Origin of the sequence: Actinoplanes sp. KI2 (assembly GCF_025630775.1) — a bacterium.
Taxonomy (GTDB): Bacteria; Actinomycetota; Actinomycetes; order Mycobacteriales; family Micromonosporaceae; genus Actinoplanes.
Genome location: NZ_JAOSZE010000001.1, coordinates 187,093 through 206,270 on the forward strand (window position 1 = coordinate 187,093; position 19,178 = coordinate 206,270).

The 19,178-nt window shown below is 70.9% G+C and carries 19 protein-coding genes; 11 read left to right on the forward strand and 8 right to left on the reverse strand.

Going from position 1 to position 19,178, the window contains the following annotated elements; all coding sequences use genetic code 11:
• Position 1 precedes the first annotated feature (1 nt).
• The 4 genes from gabT (at position 2) to ODJ79_RS00865 (ending at position 5,232) form a co-directional block, all read left to right on the forward strand.
• A complete protein-coding gene (gabT, locus tag ODJ79_RS00850) occupies positions 2-1,339 on the forward strand; it encodes a 4-aminobutyrate--2-oxoglutarate transaminase (protein WP_263021312.1) in 1,338 nt (445 codons plus the stop codon).
• A gap of 85 nt (positions 1,340-1,424) precedes the next feature.
• Positions 1,425-2,888: an aldehyde dehydrogenase family protein gene (locus ODJ79_RS00855; protein WP_263021313.1), complete on the forward strand. Its 1,464-nt coding sequence runs from the start codon at positions 1,425-1,427 to the stop codon at positions 2,886-2,888.
• A 62-nt stretch (positions 2,889-2,950) separates the two neighbouring features.
• Positions 2,951-4,063: a CaiB/BaiF CoA transferase family protein gene (locus ODJ79_RS00860; RefSeq protein ID WP_263021314.1), complete on the forward strand. Its 1,113-nt coding sequence runs from the start codon at positions 2,951-2,953 to the stop codon at positions 4,061-4,063.
• The gene (locus ODJ79_RS00865) at positions 4,060-5,232 is read left to right on the forward strand and encodes an acyl-CoA dehydrogenase family protein (RefSeq protein ID WP_317620625.1); all 1,173 of its coding nucleotides are present in this window, start codon (positions 4,060-4,062) and stop codon (positions 5,230-5,232) included. The genes ODJ79_RS00860 and ODJ79_RS00865 overlap by 4 nt, the downstream gene beginning before the upstream one ends.
• Here ODJ79_RS00865 and ODJ79_RS00870 read toward each other — a convergent pair.
• Together ODJ79_RS00870 and ODJ79_RS00875 are read right to left on the reverse strand one after the other, a co-directional pair.
• Positions 5,185-6,027: a phosphotransferase gene (locus ODJ79_RS00870; protein ID WP_263021315.1), complete on the reverse strand. Its 843-nt coding sequence runs from the start codon at positions 6,025-6,027 to the stop codon at positions 5,185-5,187. The genes ODJ79_RS00865 and ODJ79_RS00870 overlap by 48 nt on opposite strands.
• Before the next feature lie 60 nt (positions 6,028-6,087).
• Positions 6,088-6,564 (reverse strand): glycine-rich domain-containing protein, encoded by a 477-nt coding sequence (locus ODJ79_RS00875; RefSeq protein ID WP_263021316.1) that lies wholly within the window; start codon positions 6,562-6,564, stop codon positions 6,088-6,090.
• 210 nt (positions 6,565-6,774) lie between these two features.
• Here ODJ79_RS00875 and ODJ79_RS00880 point away from each other — a divergent pair, with 210 nt between their 5' ends.
• Both ODJ79_RS00880 and ODJ79_RS00885 read left to right on the forward strand, forming a co-directional pair.
• The gene (locus tag ODJ79_RS00880; RefSeq protein ID WP_263021317.1) at positions 6,775-8,070 is read left to right on the forward strand and encodes a helix-turn-helix domain-containing protein; all 1,296 of its coding nucleotides are present in this window, start codon (positions 6,775-6,777) and stop codon (positions 8,068-8,070) included.
• 28 nt (positions 8,071-8,098) lie between these two features.
• Positions 8,099-8,467, forward strand: a complete 369-nt coding sequence (locus ODJ79_RS00885) for a hypothetical protein (RefSeq protein ID WP_263021318.1) — start codon at positions 8,099-8,101, stop codon at positions 8,465-8,467.
• On the opposite strand, the gene ODJ79_RS00890 is transcribed toward ODJ79_RS00885, so the two are convergent.
• Positions 8,439-9,632: a sensor histidine kinase gene (locus tag ODJ79_RS00890; RefSeq protein WP_263021319.1), complete on the reverse strand. Its 1,194-nt coding sequence runs from the start codon at positions 9,630-9,632 to the stop codon at positions 8,439-8,441. The two genes, ODJ79_RS00885 and ODJ79_RS00890, sit on opposite strands and share 29 nt — an antisense overlap.
• Before the next feature lie 2 nt (positions 9,633-9,634).
• Positions 9,635-10,276: a response regulator transcription factor gene (locus tag ODJ79_RS00895; RefSeq protein ID WP_263021320.1), complete on the reverse strand. Its 642-nt coding sequence runs from the start codon at positions 10,274-10,276 to the stop codon at positions 9,635-9,637.
• A gap of 88 nt (positions 10,277-10,364) precedes the next feature.
• Between ODJ79_RS00895 and ODJ79_RS00900 the strand changes: the two genes are divergently transcribed.
• The 4 genes from ODJ79_RS00900 to ODJ79_RS00915 are packed head-to-tail and all read left to right on the forward strand — an operon-like array spanning position 10,365 to position 13,717.
• Positions 10,365-10,853, forward strand: a complete 489-nt coding sequence (locus ODJ79_RS00900) for a hypothetical protein (protein WP_263021321.1) — start codon at positions 10,365-10,367, stop codon at positions 10,851-10,853.
• Positions 10,853-11,845, forward strand: coding sequence for an efflux RND transporter periplasmic adaptor subunit (locus ODJ79_RS00905; RefSeq protein ID WP_263021322.1), 993 nt, complete (start codon positions 10,853-10,855; stop codon positions 11,843-11,845). The genes ODJ79_RS00900 and ODJ79_RS00905 overlap by 1 nt, the downstream gene beginning before the upstream one ends.
• On the forward strand, positions 11,842-12,528 hold the full coding sequence (locus ODJ79_RS00910) for an ABC transporter ATP-binding protein (RefSeq protein WP_263021323.1): 687 nt from the start codon (positions 11,842-11,844) through the stop codon (positions 12,526-12,528). The genes ODJ79_RS00905 and ODJ79_RS00910 overlap by 4 nt, the downstream gene beginning before the upstream one ends.
• Complete coding sequence (locus tag ODJ79_RS00915) at positions 12,509-13,717, forward strand: ABC transporter permease (protein ID WP_263021324.1); 1,209 nt, start codon at positions 12,509-12,511, stop codon at positions 13,715-13,717. The genes ODJ79_RS00910 and ODJ79_RS00915 overlap by 20 nt, the downstream gene beginning before the upstream one ends.
• Positions 13,718-13,776: 59 nt before the next feature.
• On the opposite strand, the gene ODJ79_RS00920 is transcribed toward ODJ79_RS00915, so the two are convergent.
• Both ODJ79_RS00920 and ODJ79_RS00925 read right to left on the reverse strand, forming a co-directional pair.
• On the reverse strand, positions 13,777-14,889 hold the full coding sequence (locus tag ODJ79_RS00920) for an aromatic ring-hydroxylating oxygenase subunit alpha (protein ID WP_263021325.1): 1,113 nt from the start codon (positions 14,887-14,889) through the stop codon (positions 13,777-13,779).
• A gap of 33 nt (positions 14,890-14,922) precedes the next feature.
• Entirely contained in the window at positions 14,923-16,623 is a 1,701-nt protein-coding gene (locus ODJ79_RS00925) for a SulP family inorganic anion transporter (protein ID WP_263021326.1), read from the reverse strand.
• On the opposite strand from ODJ79_RS00925, the gene ODJ79_RS00930 reads away from it, so the two are divergent.
• Positions 16,622-16,813 carry a hypothetical protein gene (locus ODJ79_RS00930; RefSeq protein ID WP_263021327.1) on the forward strand — a complete coding sequence of 64 codons (192 nt, stop codon included), beginning with the start codon at positions 16,622-16,624 and terminating at the stop codon, positions 16,811-16,813. The two genes, ODJ79_RS00925 and ODJ79_RS00930, sit on opposite strands and share 2 nt — an antisense overlap.
• Here the strand turns inward: ODJ79_RS00930 and ODJ79_RS00935 are convergent, their stop codons facing one another.
• Both ODJ79_RS00935 and ODJ79_RS00940 read right to left on the reverse strand, forming a co-directional pair.
• Positions 16,814-18,064 (reverse strand): ThuA domain-containing protein, encoded by a 1,251-nt coding sequence (locus ODJ79_RS00935; RefSeq protein ID WP_263021328.1) that lies wholly within the window; start codon positions 18,062-18,064, stop codon positions 16,814-16,816. It lies immediately after the preceding gene.
• 104 nt (positions 18,065-18,168) lie between these two features.
• Positions 18,169-19,173, reverse strand: coding sequence for a LacI family DNA-binding transcriptional regulator (locus tag ODJ79_RS00940; protein WP_263021329.1), 1,005 nt, complete (start codon positions 19,171-19,173; stop codon positions 18,169-18,171).
• Positions 19,174-19,178: the final 5 nt, after the last annotated feature.

Genomic DNA, 19,178 nt, shown 5'->3' on the forward strand with positions numbered 1-19,178 from the left:
GATGACCAGGTTATTTCACAAGGGCATCGAGCAGCGCCGCCTGCTGAAGACCGAGATCCCGGGACCGCTCTCCCGGGAACGGCACGCCCGCCGGCAGAAGGAGGTTCCGGCCGGCTTCGGCATCACGCTGCCGATCTTCGTCGAGCGGGCCGGCGGCGGCATCGTCGTGGACGTCGACGGCAACCATCTGGTCGACCTGGGCTGCGGGATCGCGGTGACCAGCGTCGGCGCGTCCGACCCGAACGTGGTCGAGCGGGTCCGGGAGCAGGCCGGGCGCTTCACCCACACCTGCTTCATGGTCACCGAGTACGACGGCTTCGTCGACGTGGCCGCGGCGCTCAACCGGCTGACCCCGGGTGACCACGAGAAACGTACGGCGCTGTTCACCACCGGGGCCGAGGCGGTGGAGAACGCCGTCAAGATCTCCCGGGCGTACACCGGCCGGCCCGCGGTGGTGGTCTTCGATCACGCCTACCACGGGCGTACGTCGCTGACCATGGCGATGACCGCGAAGCAGATGCCGTACAAGCACTCGTTCGGCCCGTTCTCCCCGGAGATCCACCGGGTGCCGACGGCCGACCCGTTCCGCGGCGCCGGCACCGATGACGCGTTCGCCCGCTTCGCCGACGTGCTGCGCACTCAGATCGGGGTTGACCGGGTCGCGTGCGTGGTGGCCGAGCCGATCGCCGGCGAGGGCGGCTTCGTCGTCCCCGCGCCCGGCTTCCTCGCCAAGGTCGCCGAGTTCTGCCGGGAGAACGGGATCGTCTTCGTGGCCGACGAGGTGCAGACCGGGCTCGCCCGCACCGGCACCATGTTCGCGGTCGAGCACGAGGGCATCGTGCCCGACCTGGTGTGCACGGCGAAGGCGCTCGGCGGCGGCCTGCCGCTCTCCGCCGTGACCGGCCGCGCCGAGATCATGGACTCCGTGCACGTGGGTGGTCTCGGCGGCACGTACGCCGGCAACCCGATCGCCTGCGCGGCCGCGCTCGGCGCACTCGAGACTATCGAGCGGGAGAATCTGGCCGGCCGGGCGGCCGAGATCGGTGCCCGGGTGCTGCCGCGTCTGACGGAGCTTGCCACGAACGTGTCGGCGGTCGGCGACGTCCGTGGCCGGGGCGCGATGCTGGCCCTGGAGTTCGTGGAGCCGGGCAGCAAGGCGCCCGCGCCGGCCACGGCCACGGCGGTGGCCAAGTACTGCCACGAGCGCGGCGTGCTCGTGCTGACCTGCGGCACATATTCGAACGTGATCCGGCTCCTGCCGCCGCTGGTGATCGACTTCGAGCTGCTCGACGACGCGGTCGACGTGCTGGTCGAGGCCGTCCGCAAGGTGACGGCGTGACCGCCTGCACCGAGCGGCACTCCCGCGAGTGGCCCGCCCAGGCCGCAGGCGAGGGCCAGAAGGGCATGCCAAAGGGAGGCACGGCATGAGTTCGTATGACCCGCGGACCGGTGCCGCCCTGGAAGCGCCGCCCGAGTCCACCCTGGACGAGGTCGACGACACGGTGGCGGCGGCGGTGGCGGCGGCGCAGGAGGTGGCCGCGGCCGCGCCCGGCGAGCGGGCCGGCTGGCTCGAGGCGATCGCGGATTCCCTGCAGGATCGGAAGGATGAGCTGGCCGAGGCCGCCGACGAGGAGGTCGCGCTCGGGCTGCCGCGGCTCATCGAGGAGTGCGGGCGCGCCGCCGACACGATCCGGTTCTACGCGTCGGTGGTCCGCGAGGGCGGCTGGCTCGGCGCCGCGATCGACTCGGGGCCGCCCGACCTGCGCCGGGTGAATGTGCCGCTCGGACCGGTCGCCGTCTTTGGGGCCGGCAACTTCCCGTTCGGCTTCGGCGTGCTGGGCCACGACACGGCGACCGCGCTGGCGGCCGGCTGCCCGGTGGTGGCCAAGGCCCACCCTGCGCACCCGCGGTTGTCGGCCGCGTTGGCCGAGCTCGCCTGGAGCGCCCTCGACGAGACGGGCGCGCCGGCCGGGTCGCTCGGGCTGATCGGCGGGTTCGCGGCCGGGTCGCGGCTGGTCGGGCATCCGGGGATCCGGGCGGTGGCGTTCACCGGGTCACAGCGTGGCGGGCTGGCGTTGTGGCGGCAGGCGGCGGAGCGGGACGACGTGATCCCGGTCTTCGCCGAGATGGGCACGGTCAACACCGCGGTCGTGACCCCGGCCGCCGCGGGCAATTTCGATGAAAACGGATTTGTCGCATCTTTCACGCTCGGCATGGGCCAGTTCTGCACCAAGCCGGGATTGCTGCTCGCGCCCGCCCAAGCGGGCATACCCGAACGGGTAGCGGCGGCGCTCGGAGCAAACGCGCCGCGCGGCTGGCTACTGACCGAGCAGATCGCCGTCGCCTATCAGCAGGGCGTCAAGAACCTGGAGGAAACCGGGGCGCGCGTGCTCACCCGTACGGCCGAGGCCGAAGGCGGATGGAAAGCGCAACCGACAGTCCTTGCGGTTACCACCGCGGGGTTGAGGAGCGATCCGACCCTGCTGGAGGAGGTCTTCGGGCCGGTCGCGCTGGTCGCCGAATATGGCAGCCGCGAGGAACTGGACGAGGTGCTGGAGATCCTGCCCGGCAGCCTGGCCACCGCGGTGCACGCCGCCGAGGACGACCCCGACCTGCCCGGCCTGGTGGAACGGCTGTCTCGCACCAGCGGCCGGGTCGTGGTCAACGGCTGGCCCACCGGCGTCGCGGTCGGCTGGGCCCAGCAGCACGGCGGGCCGTGGCCGGCCACCACCTCGCCGGCGCACACCTCGGTCGGTGCCGCCGCGCTGCAACGCTTCCTGCGGCCGGTGACCTACCAGAACGCGCCGGACGCGGCCCTGCCCCCGCCGCTGCGCGCCGCGAACCCATGGCGCATCCCGCGCCGGGTCGACGGGAACCGGGAACAATGAACGCGCCGGGTCGACGGGAACCGGGAACAGCGAACGCGCCGGGTCGACGGGAACCGGGAACGGTGACCGCGCCGCTCGACGGGATTGTGGTCGCCGACTTCAGCCGGGTGCTGGCCGGGCCGCTCGCCACCATGACCCTCGCCGATCTGGGCGCGATGGTCGTCAAGGTCGAGCGGCCCGGCGCCGGCGACGAGACCCGATCCTGGGGTCCGCCGTGGACGGCCGACGGCAAGGCCGCCTACTTTGAAGGTATAAATCGGAGCAAATACAGCATCACGCTTGATCTCGACGATCCAGCGGATCGCGAAACGGCCATGGACCTCGCGCGGCGGGCCGATGTCCTGGTGCACAACCTCAAGGCCGACCGCTTCGGGCTGGACTATGCGGCGATAAGCCGGATGAACCCGTCGGTGGTCTACTGCGAGATCACCGGCTTCGGCCCGGACGCGGATCTGCCTGGCTACGACTTCCTGGTCCAAGCCGTCGGCGGGCTGATGAGCATCACCGGCGAGACGGACGGGGAGCCGCTCAAGGTCGGCGTCGCCCTGGTCGACGTGCTCACCGCCAAGGACGCCACGATCGGCATCCTGGCCGCGCTGCGCAACCGGGAACGGACCGGTCGCGGCGATCGCGTACAGGTCGATCTGCTCTCCAGCCTGCTCGGCGGGCTGGTCAACCAGGCCTCGGGCTACCTGGCCACCGGCGTCCCGCCGCGCCGGATGGGCAACCGGCATCCCTCGATCGCGCCCTACGAGACGCTGCACTGCGCCGACGGCCCGATCGCCGTCGCCTGCGGCAACGACCGCCAGTTCGCGCGGCTGTGCGAGGTGCTGGAGATCGCGCCCGATCCCCGCTTCGCCACCAACCCGTCCCGGGTCGCGCATCGGGACGACCTGGTGGCAACCCTGGAGAAGGCGCTGCACGCCAAACCGGCCGCGGAGTGGGAGAGACTGCTGACCAAGGCCGGCGTTCCGGCCGGCCTCGTCGGCGACATCGGCGAGGCGATCACCCGGGCGACCACGCTCGGCCTCGATCCGGTGGTTGCGGTGGGCGATTCCCGGCAGGTACGCCACCCCATCCGGTACGCCGAGGCCACGACCGCCCCCGCCACCCGCCCGCCGCTGCTCGGCGAGCACACCGACATGATCCGCGCATGGCTGAAGGAGACCGGATGACCATCGACCCGCTCGACCCGGCCGGCATCGACCAGGTGCTCACCGAGGAGGAGCGCGCGGTCCGCGAGACGGTCCGCGACTGGTGCGCCGACCGGGTGCTGCCGCACGTGGCGGACTGGTTCGAGCAGGGCGAGCTGCCCGGGGTGCGCGAGCTGGCCAAGGAGCTGGGCGGCATCGGCCTGCTCGGCATGCACCTGACCGGCTACGGCTGCGCCGGGATGAGCGCGGTCGCGTACGGCCTGGCTTGCCTCGAGCTGGAGGCCGCCGACTCCGGCCTGCGCTCGCTGGTCAGCGTGCAGGGATCGCTGGCCATGTACGCGATCCGCCGGCACGGCAGCGAACAGCAGCGCGAACAATGGCTGCCCGCGATGGCGGCCGGCGAGGCGATCGGCTGCTTCGGTCTCACCGAGCCGGACGCCGGCTCCGACCCCGCCTCGATGCGCACCGGGGCCCGCCGCGACGGCGGCGACTGGGTGCTGACCGGCCGCAAGATGTGGATCACCAACGGCAGCGTCGCCGACGTGGCGGTGGTCTGGGCACAGACCGACGAGGGCATCCGCGGCTTCGTCGTACCCACCTCGGCCAAGGGTTTCCAGGCGCCGCCGATCAAGCACAAGGGCTCGCTGCGTGCCTCGGTGACCAGCGAGCTGGTGCTCGACCAGGTGCGGCTCCCGGCCGACGCGGCCCTGCCGGAGGTACGCGGCTTGCGCGGCCCGCTCTCGTGCCTCAACGAGGCCCGCTACGGCATTCTCTGGGGCGCCCTCGGCGCGGCCCGCAGCTGCTACGCGGCCGCTCTCGACTACGCCGGCAGCCGCGTCCAGTTCGGCAGCCCGATCGCGTCCTACCAACTCACCCAGGCGAAGCTGGCCGGCATGGCGGTCGAGCTGGCCAAGGGCGGCCTGCTCGCGCTGCACCTGGGCCGGCTCAAGGACCGTGGCCTGCTCGCCCCGGAACAGGTCAGCCTGGGCAAGCTCACCAACGTGCGGGAGGCGCTGGAGATCTGCCGGGCCGCCCGGACGATCCTGGGCGCGAACGGCATCTCGTACGAGTACCCGGTGATGCGGCACATGGCCAACCTGGAGTCGGTGCTCACCTACGAGGGCACCACCGAGATGCACACGCTAGTGCTGGGCCAGGCTCTCACGGGCCATGCCGCGTTCCGCCACTGAGCCGCCGGCGCGATAGCGGGTCCAGGCGGCGGCCGCATCGGCGAGGGGCCCGAGGTGGCCGGCGGACGGCCGTTGGTGTTGCCGTTCTCGGTTGAGTGCGGCGACCCCGGCGGCGAAGGCGTCGACCGCCTCCGGGCGGGCATCCGCCCACACCGGGATCTGGCTTGCCCAAGCCTCCGCCTGCTCCGGCGCATGGCCGGCCCGAATCAGCCGGATGACCATGAGGGCGGTGTCGATCCACGCGGCTCCGCGGCAGGGCATCGACCAATCCACGACCGTGATCCCCGCATCGTTGACCAAGAAGTTGTGCGGCGTGACGTCGGTGTGTACCAGGGTGTCGCCGTCGATCGCACCGGGCGCGATGCGACCGGCCCATCGCACGGTGGCGCGCTGCACGTCCTTCGCCGGACACGGGGTGAGCGCCGCCGCCATTGTCATCAGCGCCGAGGCCAGCGCCGGCAGATCGGGCGAGCCCGGGGCCAGGTCGGGGTGCCGACCCGGAACGTAGTCAAAACCCAGCACCAGCCAGCCGTACGTGTCGACCCGCCAGCGCAGACGCGGTACTCGAGTCGGCAGACAGGGGTTGATCAGAGCCTCGTTGCGGTGCATCCAGCCCTTCGGGTTGTCGGGTGAGACACCCTTGCAGAAGTAACGGTTTTGGCTGGTCTCCAGCACGACAGCGACATCGGAGACGGATCCCGCCTCGATGGAAGTCACTCGAAGAACAGGGCCGACACGTGCCTTGACCTCGGCAAGAACGGAGGTTGGGAGTTCGTGCCAGTGGCGGCGGGGCAAGTCGCAGCCTCCTTAGTCCGCGGCTGGGGAAAGACTACGTCCCCAGCCGCGAGCCATCCGTCACCGAGTCGGGCTGTCGTGGCATCCGGCGTGACACTGCGAGCAGTCCGAAGCCGCAGCCATCGACCACAGTTGCGGGTCGACCCGGTAGCCGGCCTGACCGATCGCGGAAACGGTGGCGGCCAGTGTCACCGGGCCGGACGTGGGCGTTGTTGGCCATTCGTCCCCGGTAGGGCTGTCGTCGGGGACGTGATGGATGAACCGTCCGGCGATGCGGTGGCAGAACTCGGCGTATTCGCGGGTGTAGAGGATGAATGCGTGCCATCCGATGTCTACGAGCGGGCTCGGTCCGAGCTGCTCGGTCGACGTGGCGCAGGTGCCCAGAAAGGCGACGGTCTGGTCCAGAATGCGCGCGGGCATTCCCGATGCCAGTTCGGGGTGTTCCGAGGTGATCCGGTCTACGAGCCGATCGGTCAACGTTGCCGGCAGCAGTGTCCGGTGATCGTTGAGACCGATGGGCGTGGTGGGAGCGGCCATGATTCCTCCTGTCGTGCCGCGCTGGGTGATGCTTCTTGACTCCATGAACCCGCGTTGGGTCGCGTCGATGAAGGGACCGGACGGCATAGTCGGCCCCGGACGTTCTGGCCGCCGGGTAGGACGCGACGGCATAGGCGGCGGCCGGCGGCTTCCTGGGATGCCGGCCGGGCGATACCGTCGGATGGCCACTCAGCGATCGGAGGCGCGCCGATGATCGGCCGGCAGATCGCCGCCCTGCGGCACGCCAACGGGTTGACGCAGGAGCAACTCGCCGAACGTGCCGGCGTATCCGTCGACGTCATTCGCAGATTGGAGCAAGGGCAGCGCAGAACTGCCCGTTTGGCCACCTTGCACGCCATAGCCGCGGCGCTCGGCTGCAAGGTCTCGATCAGCTTCGCCGACGGTGGGGCGCAGGAATCGACCTCACCTGGCCAGTACCGCGACCAGAATGAGAGCTCTCGGAGCCGAGACCCAGAATCGAGCGACATGAAGCGACGAGAGCTTCTGCGGCTGGTTACCGCAGCCACCGCGGTGGTCAGCGCCTCTTCACCTGCCCACCCAGCGAACGAAGAGGACCTCGGCCGGCTGGGCGCATCGGAGCGCGGGCGTCTGGGTCGAGCCGCTCTCGGTGAGCTCACCACGGTCAACGCAAGTCTGTGGACGGCCTTCGTCTTGGCCCCGGCCAAGGCCGACGTGGCGCCGGCCGTCTGGGCCCAGGTGCAGCGGCTGACCGATGTGCTGCGCCGACCACAGTCCACGGTGGTACGCGCGATGGTGTGCGCCCTGAATGCCGACGTCTTTCAACTCGCCGGCGAAATCCTCTTCGACGCCAACCGATACGCCGACGCCAGCTACTGCTACACCCTTGCGGCGATGGCCGCGCGGGAGGCGGACGCGATGGATCTTTGGGCTTGTGCGCTGACTCGGCAGGCCTACATCAGCGTTTACGAGCGCCGGTTCCGCGATGCGGTTCCGCTGCTCGGGCTTGCTGCTGACCTGGCCCGCAGGGGCGATCCGCAGCTGGCAACCCGTCAGTGGGTCTCCTCGGTGCGTGCTCAGGCCGTGGCGGGTGTCGGCGATCAAGCGGCCTGCGAACGTGCCCTCGAACAAGCCGAACAGGTACAGGCCCTCACGAGTCCCGGCAACGGCGGATGGCTACGTTTCGACGGCTCCCGACTCGTGGAGGACCGCGCAAGCTGCTATGTGCAGCAGCGCCGGCCTGACTTGGCGGAGCCGCTCTTGGTTGAACTCCTGACCCGCCATCACGCAGGGCGACGGCGAGGAATCGCCCTCGTCGATCTGGCGATGACCAGTGCGCTACGGCCGGACGTGCTGCGCTTGGTGACCTACGGAGCAGCTGCGGTGGATCACGCCCGGCAGACCGCGTCCGGAGTCGTGGTGCGCAGGTTACAAGACCTGCGACCCCATCTGGCCCGGTTCTCGAAGGATCCGCACGTTCGCAACTTGAACAACGAAATCGCGCACCTGGCAATCGCATCAAAGTGACCACGACGTACATCTGGAAGGCGCCTCAGTGACCGCAGAAGCTGGCAAGATCTTTCGCGAGGCATGGATATCCGGGGTCGGCAAGCATTACCCCGGCGAGCCCAAAGCTGGCTATGTCGCGCCGTGGGACGACACTCCCGAGTGGGAGCGGCAGAGCGCCGGCGCGGTCTATCAACTCGTGGCCGACCTGCTGCGAAGCAGCGAAGGGGCCGCACGTCTTCTCACCCGGGTTCAGAAAGGCCAATTCGTGGCGGCTTGCTGGACGGCCCAGATACATCTGCGGATCGAAAATCCAAAGCCGTCGTACGTCGCCGCCTGGGAGGACCTGCCGGTGTGGCAGCGAGAAGTCGATGCGGACATCTTCGAGGCTATCGAGCGGACGGAAAGGACGAGCTGACCGAGGCGCTGTCCACGTTCCCCGTGTTTGCGGCGGCGACCAGCTCGCGGTCGCTGCTGAAGGTGACCTCGATGCGCAGGCCGCCGCTCGGGCCGGGGTGTGCGTCGATCGTGGCGTCGTGGGCGGTGGCGATGGCTCGGACGATCGACAGGCCCAGGCCGTGGTGGCCGGCCCGGCCGGCCGTGCGGTCCAGGCGCTGGAACGGCTCGAACAGGTCGGCGACGCGGTCGGGTGGGATGGGCCGGCCGGTGTTCGCGACGGTCAGTACCGGCTGGCCGGCGCGGACGCCGGTGGTCACCTCGATCGAGCCGCCGGGCACGTTGTACGCGATCGCGTTGTCCACCAGGTTGGCGACCAGGCGCTCGACCAGCGCCGGGTCACCGCTGGTCCAGGCCGAGTCGATGCGCGTGCCCAGGCGTACGCCCGCGTGCAGAGCGCCCACCCGGTAGGCCGCCACCGTCCGGTCGGCGATCTCGGAGAGATCGACGTGTTCGTGCCGGGCGAGCTCGCGCTCGCTGCCGGCCAGGGTGAGCAGCGACTCCAGCATCGCGGCCTGCTGCCGGCGCAGCTCCAGCAGGCGCTCGACCAGCGCCCGGTACTGCGGCAGCGTCGCCGTCCGGTCGGTCAAAGTCTCCTCGATCAGCGCGTGTTCGAGGGTGATCGGGGTGCGCAGCTCGTGCGCGGCGTTGGCCACGAACCGCTGGTGCGCGTCGAGTGCCGTCTCCAGCCGTTGCAGCAGGCCGTCGACCGTGTCGGAGAGGTCCTTGAGCTCGTCGCGGGGGCCGGTCGCGGCGAGCCGGTCGTGCACGTTGCGGGCCGATATCCGCTGGATCGTCGCGATCATCGTGCGCAGCGGGCTGAGGATGCGGCCGGCCATCAGCCAGCCCAGCAGCAGGGCCAGCACCGTCATGATCGCCAGCGCGACGCCCGAGTAGATGAGCAGCGCGTGCAGGGTGGCCTGGTGCTGGCGCTCGGCCTCGGAGCGGGCCCGGTCGACGAGATCGGGCAGGGCCGGAGGCGGCGGGTCGCCCTGCCCGCTGAAGCTGCGCAGCACCAGGTTCCGCTTGGTCTGGGAGACCAGCAGGTAGGTGATGGTCAGCAGCGCCGCGCCGGAGAGCACGAAGAGAACGCTGTAGAGCAAGGTGAGCCGGGCCCGGATGTTCATGGTCAGATCCGGTAGCCCGCGCGCGGGACGGTCTCGATCATCGCGGGCTCGCCGAGCTTGCCGCGCAGCCGGTTGATGGTCGCCTTCACCGTGGTGGTGAACGGGTCGGCGGCCTCGTCCCAGACCCGTTCCAGCAGCTCCTCGGCGGAGACCGCGCGATGGTCGGCGGCCAGCAGGTACTCCAGCACGGCGAACTCCTTGGGCGACAGCGCCAGCCGGACGCCGGCGCGGGTGGCGACCCGGCGGGCCGGGTCGAGCTCGAGATCGGCATACCCGAGCAGGGTGGGCACCACCTGCGGGGAGCGGCGACCTATCGCTCGCAGGCGGGCAATCAGTTCCGCGTACGCGAAGGGCTTGGGCAGATAGTCGTCCGCGCCGAGGTTGAGCCCCTCGACCCGGTCGGCCAGCGTCCCCGACGCCGTCAACATCAACACTCGGGGGCCGGTCAGCTGCCGGCACACGTCGTCGCCGTGCACCACCGGGATGTCCCGGTCGAGCACCAGCACGTCGTAGTCGGTCGCGATGGTGCGCTCGAGGGCGGCGCCGCCGTCGTAGACCACGTCGACGGCCATCCCCTCGCGGCGCAGCACCCGCCCGATCGAGTCGGCCAACTCGGCCTGATCCTCCACCACCAGCACCCGCATGCCGCCCAGCCTGCCCGATCGCGTGTCACACCGAGGTCACCGAATCGCGGACCCGGCTGTGACCGCGGCCCTCGTAGAACTCGTAGCCATGCGAATCAAAACTCTGCTCGCCACCGGCCTGCTGGTCCTCGCGACCGCCGCCTGCGGTGGCCACGGTGACCAGCCCTCCGCCACACCCTCGACGCCCGACCGCGATGCCCAGGCCGTGAAGTACTCGCAGTGCATGCGGGAGAACGGCGTGCCCGACTTCCCCGACCCGGTCGACGGCCGGATCCAGCTGCGCGGCCAGAAGGGCAGCGACCTCGACCCGGAGAGCGCCGGCTTCAAGACCGCGCAGGAGGCCTGCAAGCAGTACGAACCGGCCGGCGCGAACCGGGCCGGGCAGAACGGCCAGCAGCAGGCGCAGGCGCTCAAGTGGGTGCAGTGCATGCGGCAGAACGGCGTGCCGAACATGCCCGACCCGCAGGCCGACGGCCGGATGCTGTTCTCCGTCGACAACGGGGTCGACCCGGAGTCGCAGGCGTTCAAGGACGCCCAGCAGAAGTGCCGCGACCTGGCGCCCGGCGGGATGGGCTGATGCGCGTCCCGCTCCTGATGCTGCTGGTCGGCCTGCTCTCGGCGTGCGGGGCGGCCGGCCAGGCGGAACCGGCCGCGACCGCCGCCCCGGCCACCGCGACCGTGCGGCAGGGCTCGCTGAACGGCCAGGTCAGCCAGAACGGCACCCTGTCGTACGCGGCCCAGGCCGACGGCAGCGACTACCCAGTGGTCAACCAGGCCGCCGGTGTCTACACCGAACTGCCGGCCGCCGGCCAGGTGGTCGCCTGCGGCCACGTCCTCTACCGGGTCGGTGACGACCCGGTGCTGCTGCTCTGCGGCAGCCGCCCGTTCTACCGCGACCTGGCCGAGGGCGACGACGGCTGGGACGTGGCCATCCTCAACCGGAACCTGGGCGTCGCCGGCGACGAGTTCACCGGGAAGACAGCGTCCGGTCTGTCGGAGCTGTTGGACAAGGAGGAGCTGTCGGTCGGCGATGCCGTCGTCCTCCCGGGGCCGGTCCGGATCTCCGGGGTCACCGCTCAACTCGGTGGCCGGGCGGTGCCGGGCAGCCCGCTCGGCACCGCGGTGACCACCCGCCACGAGGTCGTCGTGCAGCTGAACGCGGCCCAGCAGGCCCAGGTCAAGGTCGGCAACCGGGCACAGGTCACGCTGCCGGACAACCGGGTCACCGGCGGCCGGGTCAGCCGGATCGGCACGGTCGCCACCCAGGGCCGGGACGGCAGCGCGACCGTCCCGGTCTACCTGAGCCTGGACAAGCCCAAGGACGCCGGGACGCTCGACGCCGCGCCGGTCCGGGTGCAGATCACCACGGCCGGGGTGAAGAACGCGCTGATCGTCCCGGTGACCTCGCTGATCGGGGCGGGCACCGGGTACGCGATCGAGCGGGTCACCGCGGCCGGCGGGCGGGAGACCGTCCCGGTCAAGCTCGGCCTCTTCGACGATGCGGCCGGAATGGTGCAGGTGACCGGTGACCTGCGGGCCGGCGACCGAGTGGTGGTGCCGTCGACATGACCGAGCCGGTACTCGAGCTGGTCGAGGTGGTCAAGTCGTACGGCGAGGTGACCGTGCTGCACGGCGTCGACCTGCGGGTCGGGCCGGGCGAGCTGGTCGCGGTGGTCGGGCCGTCCGGCTCCGGGAAGTCCACCCTGCTGCACATCATGGGCACCCTCGAACGGCCCAGCGGCGGCACCGTGCGGATCGACGGGACCGACGTGGCCCGCCTCGGCGACCGGCAGGTGGCCGACGTCCGGGCCCGCGACATCGGCTTCGTCTTCCAGCAGTTCTTCCTGGCCGCGCACGCCACCGCGGTGGAGAACGTCGCCGACGGCATGCTGTACGCCGGGGTGCCGGCCCGGGCGCGGCGCCGCCGGGCGGCCGAGGCCCTGGACCGGGTCGGCCTGTCCCATCGTGCCCGGTTCAAGCCGTCCCAGCTCTCCGGCGGCGAGCGGCAGCGGGTCGCGATCGCCCGCGCACTGGTCGGCCGGCCGGCGATCGTGCTGGCCGACGAGCCGACCGGCAACCTGGACAGCGCGACCGGCGGCGCCATCGTCGAGCTGCTGCACGAGCTCAACGCGGACGGCGCCACGATCATCGTGATCACCCACGACAACGACCTGGCGGGAAAGCTACCGCGGCAGGTACACCTCCTGGACGGCCGGATCGTGAGGGACAGCAATGCGGCTGCACTTCGCTGACCAGATACGGGTGGCGAGCATCGGGGTGCGCGCTCGGAAGGTGCGGGCCGGACTGTCCGGGCTGGGCATCGCGATCGGCGTGGCCGCGATCGTGGCCGTGCTGGGCCTCTCCTCGTCGTCGCAGGCCGGGCTGCTGGCCCAGATCGACCGGCTCGGCACCAACCTGCTCACCGCGAGCAGCGGCCAGACGTTCGCCGGCGCGGCGGCCCAGCTGCCGGCCGAGGCGCCGGCCCGGGTCGGCAACCTGGACGCGGTCCAGCAGGTCGCGCACACCGCGGCGATCGACGACGCGAAGGTCTACCGCAGCCCGCTGATCCCGGCGATCAGCACCAACGCGCTGACCGTGCGGGCCGCGAGCCTCAACCTGCCGGCGGTGGCGGCGACCGGGATCGCCCAGGGGCGCTGGCTCAACCAGGCCACCGCCACCCAGCCGGTGGCCGTGCTCGGCGCGGTCGCGGCCCAGCGGCTCGGCTTCGACCGGGTCACCCCGGGCCGGCGGGTCTGGCTCGGCGGCCAGTGGTTCTACGTGGCCGGCATCCTCCAGCCCGCGTTGCTCGCCACCGAGCTGGACAGCAGTGTCCTGATCGGATACCCGGCGGCCCAGCACTACCTCGACTACGTCGAGATCGAGCACGGCAGGGCGGTGGCCGGGCCGCCGAGCAAGCTGTACGTGCGGGCCGACACCGACCGGGTCGCGCAGGTGCAGGCGGTGCTGGCCCAGACCGCGAACCCGGAGTCGCCGAGCGAGGTCGACATCAGCCAGCCGTCCGACGCGCTGACCGCCCGGGCCGCCGCCGAGGGCGCGTTCGACAGCCTGTTCCTCGGGCTCGGTGTGGTCGCGCTGATCGTCGGCGCGGTCGGGGTCGCCAACATCATGATCATCTCGGTGCTGGAGCGGCGGTCGGAGATCGGCCTGCGGCGGGCGCTCGGCGCGACCCGGCGGCAGGTCCGCGGTCAGTTCCTGGCCGAGGCGGTGCTGCTCACCGTGCTCGGCGGCGCGGCCGGGGTGGCCGCCGGCATCGTCGCCACCGTCGTCTATGCCCGGACCAAGGGCTGGCAGGTGGTGGTGCCGGTGGAGGCGTGGGCCGGTGGGATCGCTGCGGCGGTCGTGATCGGCGCGATCGCCGGGCTGGTGCCGGCGCTGCGGGCCGCGCGCCTCTCGCCCACCGAGGCGTTACGCACGGTCTGAGATCGGGATGCTGCGGTACGCCGGGGAGGTCGACTGGTCCTCGGCGTACCTCGCCGCGTTCAGTAGAGGTGCCCGCTCGCATACGCGCGGGCGATCAGCGTCGTCCACCGGTACACCGCGTCCTCGTTCGGGGCGAGCGGGCCCGGGCGAAAATGCGGCGAGCCGACGCCGCGCTGGACCGACTCGCAGGCCGCCCAGTCCTGCCGGTTGGTGAGATCCCAGAAGTCCACCGCGTACGCCGGATCGGTGATCTCCTCGGGGAAGTACCACCGGCACTCGACCTCGGTCACGCCCGGCGACACCGGCCACAGGCGGTGCGTCATCACGTAGTCGGGGTGGGCGGAGACCAGCAGGTTCGGGAACAGCGCGACGTAGCGCACGCTGCGCCGCGGTGCACCGTCGATGAACACCCCGGCGCCGCGCCCGTCGGTCGACATCGTCTCGGCGTGCTCCCGCAGGTCCATCGATCCACCCACCCACGCACCCGGCAGGTCCCAGTTGCTGCCCGAGGCAGGCGGCGAGACGCGGCACAGCTCGGGATGGATCTGCGGGCAGTGGTAGCACTCCTGATAGTTCTCGACGATCACCTTCCAGTTGGCGGCGACCCGGTAGTCGTGCGCCGCCCCGAGCCGCAGCTCGGCCGACCGGTACGGGCGCAGCAGGCCGTCCAGGTCGCCGAGGTGGTCGGCGAACGGCGGCGCGTCCCCCGTCGCGTTGATGAACAGCCAGCCCTCCCACACCACCGCGGGCAGCTCGACCAGGCCGTGCTCGGCCGGGTCGAAATCGGCCACCTCGCGCATCGCGGTAGCGGTGCTCAGCGTCCCGTCGAGGCGATAGGCCCAGCCGTGGTACGGGCACACCACGGCGATCCGGTCGGCGGCCCCGCCCTCGGGCAGCAGTTCGTGGCCGCGGTGCCGGCACACGTTGGCGAAGGCGCGAACCGTCCCTTCGTCGCGGGTCAGCAGGATGCCGATGCCGCCTACGGTCAGCGCGCGCTGCCGCTCCCGGACCTCGTCGGCGCGGCCCAGGCAGGTCCAGGTCCCGGCGAACAGGTGGCGCAGCTCCCACGCAAAGATCTGTGGATCGGTGTAGGCGGCGGCGGGGAGGGTGCGGGACCGGCCGAACGGCCGGAGCACGGCTTCGAGAGCGTCGGCGTCGATCGGAGCAGCCATGCGGACAGTCTCCCCCGATCTTCCACTCCCCGGTTACGAAGAGCTGACCCGGAACGCCGCGACCGCCTCGGTGATCGTGGGGAAGATCCGGCCGGTGCCGATCCTCGCCGTCACGCCGAAGCGGTCGAGCTCCTCGCGCAGATGATCGGTCGCGGCCACGACGGCGAAGGTGACGTTGCGTTCGGCGAGGCCGTCGGCGAGCTCGGCCAGGGTCTGGCCGCCGGTGTAGTCGACATCGTCGATCGCCTCGGCGAGGAGCACGAACCAGCGTGGCGGGTGGTCCACGTCGACGAGCGCCATCGCCTCCTCCACCAGGCGCGAGGCATTCGCGTAGAAGAGCCCGACGCCGAAGCGGTAGATCACGAGACCGGGCTCGCTGACCGCGCCCGGCTCGGCCGGGATCTGGTGCGGATCGCCCCGGTCGTCCACCGTGACGACGGTGTCGCGCGGTACGTAGTGGCGGCGCACGTGCAGGATGAGCGACAGGACGATGGCCAGGATGATGCCCTGCTCGACGCCGACACCGACCACCACGGCCGCGGTCGCCGCCGCGATCCAGAACTCGTCGCGCCGCAGCCGCCAGATCGCCTTCATGCCGGCGATGTCGACCAGCTTGATGCCGATCAGGAAGACCACGGCCGAGAGCACCGCATTCGGCAGATACTCCAGCGGTTTCGTGAGAAAGAGCAGCACGATCGCGACGACCGCGGCCATCGTCAGCTGGGCGATCTGCGTGCGGCTCTTCGCCTCGTCCACCATCTCGGTCTTGGTGGGGCTGCCGTTCACGACGAAGGTGCTGCTGAACCCGGCGGCGACGTTGGCGAGGCTGAGACCGACCAGATCCGTGTTCTCGTCGAACCGTTCCCGGTAGCGGACCGCATAGGCGCGGGAGGTGGCCGCGCTCTGCGCGAGGATCACGAGGAACATCGAGGCCGACGCGCCGAGCAACCCCCCGACGTTGCTCCAGCTCACGCCGCTGGGGAAGCCGAGGTGGGGTAGGCCGCTCGGCACCGGCCCGAGCGTCGCGACGCCGTGCGAGCTCAGGTGGAACGCGTAGCTGACGATGATCGTCGCGACCACGGCGACCAGGCCGCCGGGGATCGCCTTGATCCACCGGTCGAAGACGACGAGCGTGACGAGCACGGCGACCGACACCGCGAGCGTCGCGCCGGACGTCTGTCCGATCTCGTCGAGCGTCTTGCCGAGGGTGATCAATGTTCCGCTCACCTGGTCGACGTCGACGTGCGGCTTGGGCACCCCGAGCATCCCGCCGACCTGACCGGCGGCCACCTGGATGCCGACGCCGGTGAGGAACCCGACGAGAACCGTGCGGGAGATGAAGTTCGCGAGGAAGCCGAGCTTGACCAGGCGGGCGAGGATCAGCAGCGCGCCGCAGATCAGCGCGCTCAGACCGGCGAGCGCGAGCCATTGCGGCGAGCCGGGTTGAAGCCCGGCGATACCCAGCGCGGCGATGCCGCTGAACATGATCGCCGCGGTGGCCGAGTCGCCGCCGACGACCAGGTGGCGCGAGGACCCGAGCAGGCCGAAGACCACCGCCGGCAACAGGATGGTGTAGAGGCCCGTGATGACGGGCGTCCCCGCGATCTTCGTGTAGCCCATCACCTCGGGAATCGCGAGCGCGGCCAGCGTCACGCCGGCGATGAGGTCCCGGCGCAGCCACGCGCGCTGGTATGGCGCGATGCCCTGGAGGAACGGCGTTTCGCTGGTCGCCATGTCATCACCGTCCATCGAAGGCGACGGTCCGGCATCCCTCCTGGCGAAGGATATTCGCCACCGACAATCGCGACCCCTGGCCGAGCAGGGGACGCCGGGGCACATCGTGGAGCACGGGCCGACCGACCAGATGTTCGACGAGCCGATCGACCCGCGCACCGCGGACTACGTCAACGGACGCTTCGGCTGACTACCGCCATGTGAAGCTCTGCGCGCCGGTGCCGTTGCAGGTGTACTGGACCAGCTGGACGCCGTCGGCCGTGCTGGCGCCGGGGACGTCGAGGCACTTGCCGCTGTTGCGGTTGACCAGGTGGTAGTACCCGCCACCCTCGTCGACCGGCTGCCACTGCTGGTTCAGACCTCCGCCGTACGCCCAGAGCTGGATCTTCGCATTGTCCGCCGTGGACACGTCGGTCACGTCGAGCACCTGGCTGCTGTTGTTCCGGTTGTTGACCCGCACGTAGGCGCCGGTCGTGGCCACCTGCTGGAACTGCTGCGCGGTGGTGCCGTTGCAGGTGTACTGCTGAATGGTCGTGCCGTTGGCGGTGGCGGCGGCTTTGGCGTCCACGCACTTGCCGCTGCTCTTGCTGACGAGCGCGTGCCAATCCGTCGCCGGATTCTGGCCGCCGCCCAGCCACAGCAAACCGTTGATCAGCCACTGGTTCTGCTGGGCGCTCGCGAAGGTCGACGACGTACGCGTGTTGGTGTCGTAGTTCATGCCGTTGTGGCCGAAGTTCGCGTACAGCATCCGGTAGTTCTTGTTGGTCCACATGATCGGGTAGTAGCCGCCGGTCCACTGCTGGTTCGGGTCGGTGCCGACCGGGAACGTGGACGGGTCGAGCGACGCCAGGATGTCGATGTCCGGATTCTGGCGGAGATCCCGGCTCCACGAGTACCACTCGCTCACCGACGACGGGATCGTGGCCGGCAGCCCCGCGGTCGACGGGTGGTTCCGGTCCTCGATCTTCAGCGTCTCGGCGGTCGGCCCCCAGGTGTTGGAGACGAAGTTCCCCGACCCGAGGAACGTGTTGTAGTACCAACTCCAGTCGTTCGCGCTGGTGGTGAAGGCGCTGACGTGGAAGCCGAGGAACCCGCCGCCGTTCTGCACGTACTGCTGGAACGCGGCCCGCCGATCGGCCGGCGGCGCATCGTCCAGGAACATGATCACCTGGTACCCGGCCAGCCCCGACGCGCTGAGCCGGCTCCAGTCGGTGGTCGCCTCCCAGCTGAAGCCGTACTGCGCGCCGGCCTGCGGGAACCACTCCTTGGCTTCTTTGTCGAAGTCGATGTGCGCGGCGTCCCACGTCCCGTTGTAGAACGCCAGCACCTTGAAGTTGGCCGCCGCCGCCGCCGGCCCGCCATGCCCGGCCACGCCGAGCGCGGTCGCCGTGAGCAGGGCGATCGTCGCCGCCAAGGCGCGTCTGACTAGTCTTTTCGCCACGATCCGATACCTCGGGGATGAGAGCGGTAGGGGAAGCGGCGCCGCGCTCACATCCTCAACCATCGATGCCCTGCCCCACAAGGTTAAGAGCATTAATAGTTAAACTAACTTCCGAAAGAGGCCGGGCCGGTGGAGTCGCGGACGATCAGTTCGGTGGCCAGCTCGACGTGCAGGGCGTCCAGGCGGTGGCGGTTGAGCAGGCGCAGCAGCAGGCTCACCGCGATGCGGCCCATCTCCTGCAGGGGCTGGCGAACCGTGGTCAGCGTCGGGCGGGTCGCCTGGGCCAGGTCGAGGTCGTCGAAGCCGGCTATCGACAGGTCCTCGGGCACCCGCAAGCCGCGCGACGCGGCGGCGGCCAGCGCGCCGGAGGCGGCCTTGTCGTTGAAGCCGAGCAGGGCCGTCGGCCGTGAAGGCAGGTCGAGCAGGCGCTGCGCGGCCTCGTAGCCGAACCGGACCGTGGGCTCGCCCGGCAGCGCCAGCCGGCGGTCGGGCAGCACGCCCGCGTCGGCCAGGGCCGAGGCGTGGCCGGCCCGGCGGGCGGTGCTGGCCAGCCAGTTGTCCGGGCCGGCGATCAGGCCGATCCGGCGATGGCCCAGCTCGATCAGGTGGCCGGTGAGGCTCCGGGCACCGGCGAAGTGGGCGGCCGAGACGGCGGCGATGTCCCGGGGGACGGTCTCGCGCGGGTCGACGACCACGAACGGGAAGCCGGTCGCCTGCAGCGCGACCAGGTCGGCGCCGGGCTCGGGCGGGAGCACGACGATCGCCCCGGCGACCCCGGCCCGCGCGGCCAGCGTGGGCAGCACCTCGCGCTGCTGGGCGGCCTCGCCGGCGTTCAGCACCACCTGCAGGCCGTGCAGGTCGAGCGTCTCGGCGATCGACGACACGATCAGTCCGAAGTAGTCGGTCAGCAGGTACGGGCAGCGCAGGAAGATCGCACCGGGCGGGGCCGGCCGGCGGCTGACGACCTGGCCGCCGAGCTCCTCGATGGCCCGCTGCACCAGGTCGCGGGTCTCCGGCGCGACGTGCGTCTGATCGTTGAGCACCCGCGAGACGGTCGCGATGGACACACCGGCGCGGGCTGCTACGTCGCGGACCGTCACGCGTTTCATGACGG